Here is a 12,168-nt window from a genome sequence, read left to right as displayed (position 1 = left end):
TTTAATAGTAATTATTACGTATAGTTAAAGGGGATCAACATGAGAAGCAGCAAAAAGTATGTGTGGGTAAGTATGATGATGGTGGCCCTGCTATTCGCTGCCGCCTGCGGCAATGCGGGCAACAGCTCCAATGAGAATGGTGGACATGCAGAGAATGCGGCTCCTGTCGAAGCTGTGCCGGAAGCTCAAGCAGCGGAAGAAAGGGCAGAGGTGGCCGGGCCGATAACAGTGCAGGATGTGACGGGCGAGACGATCACGCTGGATGGGCCGGTACAGCAGATTGCTTGTATTGTATCGCTTTGTGTGGACGTTCTGGCGGAGCTGGAGATGGAGCCTGCTGCTGTTGCTGAAGGCGGTGTAAGGGTAATCGCCAGCGCTCCGGAGTTCTACGGCAGTGCAGGGGAGTCGTTTCCTTCCATCGGGGGCAGCTTCTTTGAACCTAGCCTGGAGGATCTCGTCACTGCAGCGCCTGATCTTGTCATCGGCCTGCAGGGCGTGCATGACTCGCTGCGTGAAGGACTGGGCGGCATCGCTCCGCTCTACCTGGTCAACCCGTCCCATTATAACGAGTCGTTGGACATACTGGAGGCGGTAGGACAGATGGCCGGCAAGACAGAAGCGGCAGCCGCTGCCAAGCAGCGGTTCATGGAGAAGCTGGAGCAGGCTGCTGCCGAGGCGCCAAAGGACAAAAAGGCAGTTATTATCTACGGTTCGGATGTGAATTTCTCCGTCATTACAGACTCCGGTCTCGGCGGAACGGTCATGACCGAAATTGCCGAATACCCATGGAAGGTAGAAAGGCCGGAGGATGATCCGTATGGAGAAGGGGCAGTTCCTTACTCGCTGGAGCGGCTCATCACCGAGGATCCGGATGTCATCTTCGTCCAGAGCTATAGCTTCAGTCCCGATGCAGCGCCGGTATCGGAGCAGCTGGCGGCGTCACCGCTGTGGGAGAAGCTCACAGCCGTGCAGAACGGCCAGGTCCATGAGGTTCGTTCTCCGATCTGGGGCGATGGCCGGGGCACGCGTTCGCTGGGCATTCTGATCGATGAGTCCATGGCGATCCTTTACCCGGAGCTCCAGTAGGAGGCGTCAGCGTTCATGGCTGGGAAAACATACACAACCGGAAGAAAGGTGATTCTTCCGGTTTTTCTTTTGCTTGTCGTCTTGGTAGCCACAGCGTCAGTCGGACTGCGATCCGGCACGCCTGTCTTGGGCTGGGGCGCGCTGGCCGATCTGCTGTGGATGGGCGGGGGTGAAGAACTCGCGCGCACCATTGTGCTTGACATCCGTCTGCCCCGTATCGTGCTCGGCCTGCTTGTCGGTGCCCTGCTGTCAGCGGCTGGTACCCTTATGCAAGGCGCGCTGAACAACCGATTGGCAGGACCTGAGCTGCTCGGCATTTCGGCTGGCGCGTCATTTGCAGTGGCTGCCATAACCGTCCTCCACCTGCCCATTCCGTTTCATCTGCATCCGATGTTGGCGCTTGCCGGTGGACTGACGGGCGGTGGCATTGTGGTTGTGGCGGCGAGAGGCAGCAAGGGCGCAACCGGCATGCTGCTGGTGGGCATGGCGGTGTCTGCGATGCTGAACGGGCTGCTCGTGGTGTTGATTGCGATGGGGACGAGTAATGACGTCAATCTGCTCTACACGTACCTGCTTGGCTCCTTGGCGAACCGGGGATGGGAGCAGGTGCTTCGTATCTTGCCTTGGTTCATCGTATTGCTGCCCTTGGCCCTGGCGCTTGCACGTTCGGTGAACCTGCTGCAGCTCGGGGACGAGACGGCCTCGGGATTAGGTGTCAAGGTCGATCGGGCCCGCTTGCTCGTGCTCATCGTCAGCGCTTTGCTAGTTGCCGTCACCGTAGCCCAATGCGGTCCCATCGGCTACATCGCGCTGCTGGCACCTCATCTGACCCGGGCGCTTACCCGATCACAGGATGTGAGACTGGTGCTGCCAGTCTCGGCCCTGTGCGGGGCGGTATTGCTAACGGCTGCTGATCAGATGGCCCGGCTGTGGTTGGAGCCGATGGAGCTGCCTGTCGGGGTATGGACCACATTGATCGGCGGCACGATCTTCTTGCTGTATATCGTCACCAGGAGAGGAGGGGGCGTACATGGCTGATCTGCGTAACGCAGCAGTGGGCGCTCCCGGCACCCGCCGCTTGCTCTGGACGCTAACCGTCTTGTCATTATTGCTGCTGTCGCTAGTGTTCCTGCATATTGCGTACGGGCGCACCGTAATGTCACTGCCTGAGGTCGTGAGCGCCTTGTTCAATTGGACGGAGGATGCAGGCAGCCGTCACATCGTCTGGAATCTGCGGCTGCCGCGCGTGTTGATAGCCATGGCTGCGGGCGCGATGCTGGGCCTTGCAGGAGCGATCCTGCAAATCGTACTGCGCAACCCGCTGGTGGAGCCTGGTCTGATCGGTGTGTCGGCTGGTTCTGTGCTGACGATCGTACTGGCAGTGCAATTGCTGCCAGCTGCGTCGCTGTCAGGCGGCCGTCTCTCGCTCCTTGCCATGCTTGGCGGGATGCTAACCGTGATTCTGATCTATGTACTGAATGGGAGAAAGGGCAACAGCGGCCCTCGATTAGCGTTAACAGGGATTGTGGTCACCTCGGTTCTTCAGTCGCTGACTTCTTTGCTGTTACTCAAGCAGCAGCAGGGACTCGCCTCAATTCTGCTGTGGAATTTTGGCTCGCTCAATGGCCGGGTATGGACGCATTGGCACACCTTGTGGCCGTGGGCATTGGCCCTGATCGTGCTGGCGCTGCTGCTGGCCCGGCGTGCTGCCGTGCTCCGGTTCAGCGATGCCACGGCTGTAGGCTTGGGATTGCCGGCAGGAAGAACCAAGCTGTGGCTGCTGCTGACCGCCGCAGCGCTGACGGCTGCTGCGGTCTCAGTGGTCGGGGCGATCGGCTTCATTGGTCTGATCGGACCACACATTGCCGGCAGGCTCGTCGGCGGTCATCCGCTGCGACTGTTTCCCGTCAGCGCTCTATTCTCGGCGGTGCTGCTGACCGCTGCGGATTGGATGGGTCAGAGCCTGACATTGACTCTGGCGCTGCCGGGACTGGAGCACCGCGTCTCCAGTCTCCCTGTGGGCGCGGTGACGACATTGCTTGGCGCGCCCTTCTTTCTCTATCTGCTGCGGCATAGCCTCGTGCACCGGCGGAGCGGCGGTTCATGAGCGCATCAGATGTATTGTTTTCATCTGGGAGAGATTGGGTAAGGGGTAAGAGGTAATACATAATCTAATCTAATCTGACTAGGAGTGGATCGAGATGTGTACCATTGTCGTATACCCCAAGCTCTCCGAGGCGGGTCTCCGCCGGATCCGCGAGGAGGCGCCTGAGGTCCGGATTGTACAGGCTGATCAATCGCAGGATTTGGCTGCTGATCTCAAGCAAGCTGAGGTGGTCGTAGGCTGGCAAGGTGAAGTCGAGAAGGCATGTGAGGCGGAAGGATCCCGTATTCAATGGATTCAGGCATGGGGCGCAGGCATTGACCGGATGCCGCTGGAGCTGTTCGCCCACAAGGGAATATCGCTTACAACCGCAAGCGGCGTGCATCCGCATCCCGTGTCCGAGACGGCCCTGGCGATGATGCTGGCCTTTGCCCGCAATTTGCATATCTCCATCCGCCATCAGGCGGAGCGTCGCTGGGAGAACCCAAGCGGCATGACAGAGCTCCATGGCAAAACCATTGGCATCATTGGCGTGGGAGCGATTGGTGAAGAGATTGCGCGGATGGCCCAAGCCTTCGGGATGAAGACACTGGGCATTCGGCGCTCCGGCGAGCCTGTGGGGGTCATCGACCAGATGTTTGACGGGACGGGGCTGGACAGCGTACTGGCAGAAAGTGATATCGTGGTCGCGATCATGCCGCTGACTGACGATACGCACCATATGTTCGGTCGCGAGCAGTTCGCCCGGATGAAGTCATCGGCTATCTTCATTAATGTTAGTCGCGGCGCCACGGTGGATACGGAAGCGCTGATAGATGCACTGCGCAGCGGCGACATCGCAGGTGCAGGTCTGGACGTCTTCGAACAAGAGCCGCTGCCAGCCGAGCACCCGCTGTGGGAGCTCACCAACGTCATCATCACACCTCACAACGGGGGCGCCACCGACCGGTATGAGGAACGGGTGCTAGATATCTTCCTGCAGAATCTGGCTGATTATCAGAAAGGTCAGAAGCCATCCCTCAATCTGGTGGACACGGAACGGCAGTATTGACGAACTAATCAGTGACCATCCCTTCCGGCAGGCACAAGCCCCGGAGGGGCTTTTTGTCGTGAAGTGCGGAAGGAAGTTATATGAAAAGCCACGGCGCTAACGCTCAATAAGCGTTAAAGGGAGTCGTTCCCAAACCTCATCGTCGTAGGATATGATAGGAACAAATACACAGACGTATTTATTGAAAGCGCTTCATACATTCACAATAGTCTGTTAGAGGAAGTGATGATCTATCCACTGGCGAAACTGGCGATCCATTAAATCCAAGCTTCTGGTCTCTTTTATCCTCCTGGTGATGATTCCGTTGTCGCTTATTGCCGTCATCAACTATATGAAAAGCGCTTCAATTCTTGAAGCCAAGGCACGGGAGCAATTTCAGTACTTGTCGGAGGGAACCAACCAGCAGGTCAATCAATATGTGAGCAATATCGACACGATTTCCTTGAATGTCATCGAAGCGCCGGTCATCCAGGAACGACTGGAGCAGAGTTATGTCCTGCCGCTGGAATGGACGATCCTTGAGGTGCGGGAAGAGGCTGAAGTCAAGAGTTTCCTCGCCGGCATCCACAAGCTGACGACAGGGCTGTCGGGCATCGCTGTCTATGGGTTCAATGGCATTTATGACTCCGTGCATCCCGCCCTCAGCTTATCCTTGGACTATGAACCAACAGGCGAAGCCTGGTATCGGGAGGCGATGGCGAGCGGCGGCAGTTGGGTGCTGAGCGGGCGACGAGTCGAGCGTGAATTTGTGAGCTTCCAGCGCGAGCCGCAGGAGGACGTGGTTACGTTTGCCCGGCAGATCAAGAATCTACATACACTGGAGCCCATGGGCGTGCTTGCTATAAATATCAAGGCCAGCGAGCTGGTGGCCATACTCGGGATCCCCGAGAGTCCGCGGCATGTTGTTGTTCTCGGACGGGACGGGCAACCGGTTATTATGAGCGAGGCAGCAGATACCTACATGCATAGTGATCAGTGGCTGCAGTCCAGCACCGTTTCTCCGGTCACGGGCTGGCGCTCCATTCATCTCATGTCCAGGGACGAGCTGTTTCGTGAGTCGCGGACAATTCGCAATTTTATTATGATCCTGACCATTGCCTTATCGGTAGCCGCGATCTTCGCGGCACGCCTCCTGTCCTCTGGCATCGTCAAGCCGCTGCTCAATCTGAAGCTGAAAATGCAGGATGTAGAGCGCGGCCGTCTGGACGGCAAGATTCAGGTGATCCATCGGGACGAGGTTGGCGAGCTGACCCAGCGCTTCAACCGGATGCTGGAGCGGATGGGGGAGCTGCTGGAGGAGAATGTTCAGCGCGAGCAGCAGAAGGCCCAACTGGAAATGGATGCTCTGCAAGCAAGAATCAATCCCCATTTTCTATACAATACGCTGATGGCGCTTCGCATCCAAGCGATTACGGACGGCAATGCCAAGCTGGGGGAGCAGATTGCCTCCCTCGTTCATCTGCTTCAATTCAGCGCCAAGAACAAACGCATGCTGGTGCCGCTTGGAGAAGAGCTTGAACTGATTCGGCGCTATACCTCCTTGCTGCATTTGCGCCATGAGAATTTTGAGCTGGAGATGCAGGTACAAGACGGGATGGCAGAACATCTGGTTATCCCTTTCCTTCTGCAGCCAATTGTGGAGAATGCCATCTTTCACGGCATCGGCCCGCTCGGCTCCAAAGGGACGGTTCGAATCATGCTCCGGCTGGAGGGGAACTCCAATATCGCGATGATTGTGGATGACGGTGTGGGCATGCCGGAGGAGAAGCTTCGTTCTCTGCTGGCGCCAGGCGATAGCGGAGAGGGACAGCCGGGTATGCACAAGATCGGAGTTCGCAATGTCTATGAACGGCTCAAGCTGCAATTTGGTCCGGAAGCCGAGATGATGGCTGCAAGCGGGATGAACCAAGGCACGACGATTACAGTAGCTTGGCCCGTTATCAAGGAGGGAGACATCACATGATGAAGGTGCTGCTGGTTGAGGATGAAGCGCTGGTGCGCCGTTTTTTGCGCACCTTGATTGACTGGGAGGCTAATGGCTACACAATCGTGGCCGAATCAGCCACGGGCGAGGAAGCCTGGGGGGTGCTGCAGCGCCAGAGCGTGGACCTTGTCCTGACAGATATTCGAATGCCTGTCATGGACGGGTTTGAATTAATTGAGAAGATCAATCAGGAGAAATTGCTGTGCGAGGTAGTTATCCTCAGCAGCTACGATGATTTCTCGTATGTACGCCAAGCACTGATGCTGGAGGTCAGCGACTATGTGCACAAAGCGACCATCTCTGAGGGGGAGTTAATCAGCTGTCTGGCGAAGGCCCGTGCACGCTGGGGCAAGCGGCAGGAGCAGTCGATCCTCCAGCGATTGGCAGGAGCGGGCGCCAGCTCCCGGCAGCAGCTGGCAGAGTATGTCCTGCGCCAGGCCTTGACTGGGGAGGCGGAGCTCGACTACTTGAATGAGCTTCGTGCGCAGTTTGGACTCTGGCAGGAGCCATTCGATGTTGCGCTGGCGACACATGCAACGGGGGGACAGTCACTCCTGTCTGCAGGGGACGGAGTCTTGGTATTCGAGCTGGCGGAGGAGATCTGCGTGGCTGCCGATGAAGGCCTTGCCCCCTGGATGGCTCGCCAGTCGGCGTCCATAGTCGCGACAGAAATCCGCAGCGGCATCCGATGGGAGCAATGGCCTGCTGTCTACCATGAGCTGAGGGAGGAGCTGGCCCAGCGAGTTCGAGAGCGGGACGGATTGGACGGCCTTCACGAATCGATTCGCAAGGCCATTCATTACCTGCAGACTCACTATAGTGAAGAGGTAACACTGGAGGTCATCAGTGAGCAGGTGCATGTCAGCCCCGCGTATTTCAGTCGACTGTTCATGCGGGAGACGGGGCGGACGTTTGTTGATTATTTGACGGGCTTGCGACTCGATGAGGCTAGGAAGCTGCTGCGGCACTCAGAGCTGACCGTCTATGAGGTTGCCGAGCGTGTTGGTTATCGCAACGCCCGTTATTTTCTGAAATTGTTCAAAGCCTCACAGGGCCTGACCCCGACGGAATACCGGCAAGCGGAAGGTCAAAAGGTTGGACCCGGATGACAAAAAAATGGACTTGAAACGTGCAGATGTATGCTATGCGCACAATACGGGGGCCCAAGTAGTCAAAAAAGGAGACAAGAAGATCATTCCTGTCTCCTTATGCATGTGACGCAAGTGATTTATGATAATCTCATGAAGCGGAAACGCTTACATGAAGGAAAGGGGAAACGAATTCATGAAAAGAACCTCCCTGCTGCTACTGTTAGTTGTGTTCGTCTTGGCAGCTTGCAGCACCAATGCTCCGCCTGCGGCAGAGCCGCCCTCAGGTAACGCGCCGCCTGCGACTGAGGGCCAATCATCTGGAACTCCTGATGAAGTGAAAGGTACGGTCAACGTGCTTACACAGGCACTGGAGCCAACACAGATGCTGGCCAAGTTCCATGAAGATTATCCAGGCATTACAGTAAACTGGGAGACCATTGGCGGCGGCAAGATCTCCGAGGTCATCAAAACCCGGCTCGCTGCTGGAGGTGAAGATGTCGATCTGATTACACCGCTGCGTCCGGATTATATCCAGCTTGCGAAGACGGGTCAGCTGGTTGATCTCAGCGATGTGACCTACAAGGAAAACTATAATCCAGCGGTTATCGAGAGCTCCAAGATCGACGGCAAGCTCTATGCGCTCTCCATTGCATTGAATTACTACGTTACTTGGTACAACAAGACAATCTTTGACGAACTCGGGTTATCGGAGCCTCAAAACTGGGAGGAGTTCCTGGCGCTCTGTGAGACATTGAAGGCAAACGGCGTTGCGCCGCTTGTAATCGGTTCCAAGGATCAGGGCGAGAATAACCATTTCAGTGCCATCCCTTACGGAGCGCTGCTTAGCGAGGATCCTACCTGGGTGCAAAAGGTCGGCCGAGGGGAGGCCAAATGGACGGATCCCGAATCCATTGATGCGATGGAGCGCTACAAATTGATTGTTGATAAAGGCTATTTCCTCGAAGGCGCACTCGGGATCGGCCGAGATCAGGCCTATCAGGCATTCTACCAGGGCAAAGCGGCGATGATCTCGCAGCAGGTCGGCGTGATCGAGTTTCTGGCTGCCAATACGCCGGAATTCGAAGTGGGTGCCTTTGCGCCCCCAGGCAACGACCCGGGACAAGAGCGGCGGGTACCCTTCTCGGCAGGCCACACGATGGCGCTGTACAACAAGAGCAAGAACAAGGATGCTTCGCTGATTTTCCTGGAGTACATCTCTCAGACGGAGAACGCACAGCTGATGTCGACCGAAATTAATTTGCCGAGCTCGGTGAACGGCGTCAACTACGATTTTCATCCAATCGCCCAGGTGCTGATGCCGCTGCTCGATATGCCGACCTCGGATCTGATGCACGCTGTCGTTCTGCCGCAGTCCAAGCCTGCACTTGCTACCGCCTTCCAACGGATTATTGGCAAGGATGGTACACCGCTTGAGGAGCTTGCCAAGGAAGTGCAAGCCGTAACGGATAAAGAAATCGCACCGTAAACTTGGCCAGAGTACCGGAGGGCCGTGTTGCTCCGGTACTCTTTTGCCGAATCGATGGGGATGACGCTATGAAACGAAGACGACTCGTCAACTTGTTCCTGTTTCTGTTCCCGGCTACGGCGTTATACACCTTGTTTGTCATGTATCCCAGCCTGAGCGGGCTCTACTATGCGCTCACGGATTGGGATGGCATTTCGCCTAGCTACCGCATGATCGGGATGGACAACTTCAAGGACATTTTGCAGGATAAATTGTTTTACAAGGCACTGCAAAATTCACTTATCTTCTCAATAGCTGTAGTTGTATTGAAAAATGTTCTGGCGCTGTTTTTTGCCATCATGCTGGACCGCAAGCTCCGGCTGACCGGTTTCTTTCGCAGCGTATTTTTTTTGCCTGCCATCCTGAGTTCCATCATCGTCGCCTACCTGTGGGTCACGATTTTCAATCCGGTTTTCGGTTTCTGGCAGGTATTCTTTGAAGCCATCGGCTGGGACAGAATTGCACAATGGGATCTGCTCGGCTCGACCTCGACAGCCTTGTTCACGGTGGTATTTGTCTCTGTGTGGCAGACGATGGGCTATGCCATGGTCATCTATCTGGCGGGGCTTCAGACGATCCCAGCAGAGCTCTATGACGCAGGGCAGATGGACGGTGCGAGCAAGTGGAAGCAATTCGTGCATATTACCTTCCCGCTCATTGCGCCGGCCATTACCATCAACATGATTCTCTCCACCATTAATGCCTTCAAAGAGTTCGATCTGGTCTACATTTTGACGGGCGGTGGTCCCTTCGACTCCTCTCAGGTCATTGGTACCGCGATTTACAAGGTTGCCTTTGAGACCAATCAATTCGGGTATGGGATTGCGATGTCGCTGATTTTGTTCTTCATTATAGCCGTGTTTGCGCTGGGACAGCTCTGGTATTTGAAGCGAAGGGAGGTCGACTACTAAATGCGCGTGCTGCATAGGCTGGAGCTGATAGCGAGCTACCTGCTGCTGGCTGCCGTGAGTGTGCTAATCCTGTTTCCGATTGGCATTATTGTCATGGCTTCGCTGAAGCCCAGCGTCGAATTCATGTCCAATCCCTTCGCGCTGCCCGTGAGGTGGACCCTTGAAAACTATGAGGCGGCGTGGAATAGCGCCAGCTTCTCGACCTATTTCTTCAACAGCTTCTCCATTACGTTCGTGAGCGTCCTGTTCACCGTCCTGTTCGGCTCCATGGCGGCTTATGCATTGAACTGGAACTTTCGCGGCAGCAAGCAGCTCTTCAGCTATTTCCTCCTGGGAATGATGATTCCGATTCAGGCCAAAATCATCACCCTGTTCATCCTGCTCAAGCAACTGGGTATCTTGAATACCCATGCGGGAATCAATCTGGTATTCGTCGCTTTTGATCTGCCGCTGGCGATCTTCATTTTCTACGGCTTTTTCAAGACGATTCCTACGGATCTCAAGGATGCGGCGCTGCTCGATGGCTGCACGGAGGTCGGCACCTTCTGGCGCATCGTCTTTCCGATTTCGCGGCCCATCATCGCAACGGTCGTCATTTTGACCGGATTGCATGTGTGGAACAGCTTTTTTCTACCGCTTATCCTGCTGCAGGACCGTCGTCTCTTCCCGGTCACCCTCGGACTGCAGCGGCTGAAGGGCGAGTTCTCGGTCGACTGGCCGTTGTTCTTCGCTGCGATGGTGATGCTGATGATCCCGATTATTCTGTTATTTATTTTTATGCAAAAGCAATTCATCAAAGGCTTGACCAGCGGAGCGGTCAAGGGCTAACCGCCAAAGGAGAATATCTGTCATGCACAACACTGAAACCTATGAATCAACGCTGGCTTACGTGAATACCCACTCCAAGCCGTCCGAGCTGCGCATTACCGACATCCGGTTCGCCGACATCTGTGGCATTCCCACCCATTGCAGCCTGATCAAGGTCTACACCAACCAGGGCATTGTCGGCTTCGGCGAAGTCCGGGACAATGCCGAGAAGCTGTATGCGCAGATGCTGAAGAGCCGGTTAATCGGCGAGAATCCATGCTATATCGACAAGCTGTTCCGGCGCATCAAGCAATTCGGCGGCCACGGGCGGCAAGGCGGCGGCGTCAGCGGCATTGAGATCGCGCTCTGGGATATCGCTGGCAAAGCCTATGGCATCCCGATTTATCAAATGCTGGGGGGCAAGTTCCGCGACCGTATTCGTATGTACTGCGACACCGACGTGGACGGCAAGGACACCGGTACAGCCATGGGACTGGCGCTCAAGAAGCGGATGGAACAGGGATACACGTTCCTCAAGATGGATCTGGGCATCGAACAGATTGCCCATGAGCAGGGGACGATCAGCGGACCGCCGGGCTTCCTGCAGGAGATGAAGGAGGTTACGCGCAAGTGGCGGGCACGCTTCGAGAAGCCGCTCACCCCGGATGAGATCCGGCGGCACTATGAGCTTCAGAACCTCGCCCATCCTTTCACAGGACTGCATGTGACGGAGAAGGGGCTGGATCTGCTGGAGGAATACGTGGCCAAGGTGCGCCACGAAATCGGGTATGAGGTGCCGCTGGCGATTGACCACTTCGGTCATATCGGGATCGAGGACTGTATTAAGCTGGGTAAACGGATTGAGAAATTTAACCTCGCCTGGATGGAGGATATGATCCCCTGGCAGTACACGCAGCAGTATGTCCGGCTGTCCCAATCGGTGACAACTCCGGTGTGTACGGGTGAAGATATTTATTTGAAGGAAAATTTCGCACCGCTCATTCAGTCGGGGGGCGTCTCCATCGTTCACCCTGATGTTCTAACCGCTGGCGGCATCCTGGAAACCAAGAAGATCGGCGATCTAGCCTACGAGCATGGAGTTGCCATGGCAATCCACATGGCAGAGAGTCCGATTGCCTGTCTGGCCGCCGTTCATGCGGCGGCGGCGACTGAGAACTTCCTGGCGCTGGAATTTCACTCCAATGAGGTGCCCTGGTGGGACGATCTTATTGTCAGCAAGCTGCCGAAGCCACTCGTCCAGAATGGCTTCATCACCGTCCCGGACGCGCCTGGGCTAGGCATCGAGGACCTCAACGACGAGACCATCGCCCAGCATCTTCATCCCGACATCCCTGGTCTATGGGAGCCGACCGAGCAGTGGGACCGTTACTGGTCCAATGATCGCCAATGGAGCTAGGCGGCACCTCTGGTGCAAGCGATTGAAAAGTGATGGCCTGCGCGATGTGGGTCATTCTTCCAATAGGCAGCCAGCTCTAACGGCCGCCACAGCACTTATTTAGTGAAATAACCGCCCCTCGGCAGGCTAACGGCCACAGGCGCAGTTATTGGCTCAATAATGGGCTCAGATCAGCACGAAACAGGTGAATAG

The 12,168-nt window shown here is 56.0% G+C and carries 10 protein-coding genes; all 10 read left to right on the top strand.

All coding sequences use genetic code 11. The features are described 5' to 3' along the window. Positions 1-39 precede the first annotated feature (39 nt). The 10 genes from F556_RS0129900 (at position 40) to F556_RS0129855 (ending at position 11,976) form a co-directional block, all read left to right on the top strand. Positions 40-1,086, top strand: a complete 1,047-nt coding sequence (locus F556_RS0129900) for an ABC transporter substrate-binding protein (RefSeq protein WP_020620688.1) — start codon at positions 40-42, stop codon at positions 1,084-1,086. Positions 1,087-1,101: 15 nt separating this feature from the next. Continuing rightward, the gene (locus tag F556_RS0129895; RefSeq protein WP_020620687.1) at positions 1,102-2,124 is read left to right on the top strand and encodes a FecCD family ABC transporter permease; all 1,023 of its coding nucleotides are present in this window, start codon (positions 1,102-1,104) and stop codon (positions 2,122-2,124) included. Further along, positions 2,117-3,193: a FecCD family ABC transporter permease gene (locus F556_RS0129890; protein ID WP_020620686.1), complete on the top strand. Its 1,077-nt coding sequence runs from the start codon at positions 2,117-2,119 to the stop codon at positions 3,191-3,193. Before F556_RS0129895 ends, F556_RS0129890 begins: the two co-directional genes overlap by 8 nt. 94 nt (positions 3,194-3,287) lie before the next feature. Further along, positions 3,288-4,241 carry a D-2-hydroxyacid dehydrogenase gene (locus F556_RS0129885; protein ID WP_020620685.1) on the top strand — a complete coding sequence of 318 codons (954 nt, stop codon included), beginning with the start codon at positions 3,288-3,290 and terminating at the stop codon, positions 4,239-4,241. A 295-nt stretch (positions 4,242-4,536) separates the two neighbouring features. Then, positions 4,537-6,204 carry a cache domain-containing sensor histidine kinase gene (locus tag F556_RS0129880; protein WP_083938208.1) on the top strand — a complete coding sequence of 556 codons (1,668 nt, stop codon included), beginning with the start codon at positions 4,537-4,539 and terminating at the stop codon, positions 6,202-6,204. After that, positions 6,201-7,334 carry a response regulator gene (locus F556_RS0129875; RefSeq protein WP_020620683.1) on the top strand — a complete coding sequence of 378 codons (1,134 nt, stop codon included), beginning with the start codon at positions 6,201-6,203 and terminating at the stop codon, positions 7,332-7,334. Before F556_RS0129880 ends, F556_RS0129875 begins: the two co-directional genes overlap by 4 nt. Before the next feature lie 175 nt (positions 7,335-7,509). Then, entirely contained in the window at positions 7,510-8,802 is a 1,293-nt protein-coding gene (locus tag F556_RS0129870) for an ABC transporter substrate-binding protein (protein ID WP_020620682.1), read from the top strand. A gap of 68 nt (positions 8,803-8,870) precedes the next feature. After that, positions 8,871-9,752: a carbohydrate ABC transporter permease gene (locus F556_RS0129865; protein WP_020620681.1), complete on the top strand. Its 882-nt coding sequence runs from the start codon at positions 8,871-8,873 to the stop codon at positions 9,750-9,752. Then, complete coding sequence (locus F556_RS35635) at positions 9,753-10,580, top strand: carbohydrate ABC transporter permease (protein WP_020620680.1); 828 nt, start codon at positions 9,753-9,755, stop codon at positions 10,578-10,580. It abuts the gene before it with no gap. 22 nt (positions 10,581-10,602) lie between these two features. After that, entirely contained in the window at positions 10,603-11,976 is a 1,374-nt protein-coding gene (locus F556_RS0129855) for a mandelate racemase/muconate lactonizing enzyme family protein (RefSeq protein WP_020620679.1), read from the top strand. The last annotated feature ends 192 nt before the right edge of the window (positions 11,977-12,168 follow it).

Source organism: Paenibacillus daejeonensis DSM 15491 (genome assembly GCF_000378385.1).
In the GTDB taxonomy this organism is placed as follows: Bacteria; Bacillota; Bacilli; order Paenibacillales; family Paenibacillaceae; genus Paenibacillus_D; species Paenibacillus_D daejeonensis.
The sequence above is the reverse complement of the archived record's forward strand: the minus strand, read 5'-3'. Positions and strand labels throughout refer to the sequence as shown.